Source organism: Clostridium sp. OM02-18AC (assembly GCF_003481825.1).
Taxonomy (GTDB): domain Bacteria; phylum Bacillota; class Clostridia; order Lachnospirales; family Lachnospiraceae; genus Brotaphodocola.
The window spans coordinates 1-756 of sequence record NZ_QULW01000003.1 but is presented as its reverse complement, the minus strand read 5'-3'; the positions used below and the strand labels follow the sequence as shown (position 1 = coordinate 756).

1 protein-coding gene is annotated in these 756 nt (G+C 44.4%); it reads left to right on the top strand.

From position 1 onward, the window contains the following. On the top strand, positions 1 to 611 hold a 611-nt coding region (locus tag DXB18_RS16475; protein ID WP_243103117.1), incomplete at its 5' end, for a transposase. Between the last annotated feature and the right edge of the window lie 145 nt (positions 612 to 756).

The window sequence follows — 756 nt, the reverse complement described above, 5'->3', positions numbered from 1 at the left end:
AAATCAGGAAAGCAGAATCCGCGATTGGTCTTGATTTTTCCATGAAAGAGTTATATGTGGATTCCAATGGAAATCGTGCGGCATATCCTCATTTTTTCTCAAAAGCCCAGAAGAAGCTGGCAAGGGAGCAGCGTAAACTGAGCCACTGCGAACAGGGGAGTAACCGTTATAAAAAGCAAAAGAAGAAAGTAGCACGGATCCATACCCATATCGCACATAAGCGAAAGGATTTTTTGCATAAGGAGTCGAGGAAGATAGCCAATTCCTATGATATCGTGTGCATGGAAGATCTGAATATGAAAGAAATGAGCCAGGATATGTGTTTTGGAAAGCGTGTTCATGACAATGGCTGGGGAATGTTCACGGATTTTCTGGCATATAAAATGGAACGCGCCGGGAAGAAACTGGTCCGTATTGACCGCTGGTATCCCAGCTCCAAAACCTGCAGCTGCTGTGGAAACATAAAAGAGGATTTGCAATTGAGTGATCGCATTTATGAGTGTGCGTGCGGAAATCGAATGGACCGGGATCAAAACGCAGCAATCAATATATGCAGGGAAGGTATTCGAATATCTGGAATGATACTTGATACAGAAAAGAAAATCTCCTGATCCTTGCGGAAGAAATTCCATACTATCATAATGTCTAATAAAACCGTGGGACACACGGGGATAGCTCGCTTATGCTTTGCCCTATCGGGCAATCGAACGAGAAGCCCCCACTTCAGGCGCTAGCTAAGTGGTGGGAGTATGTCAC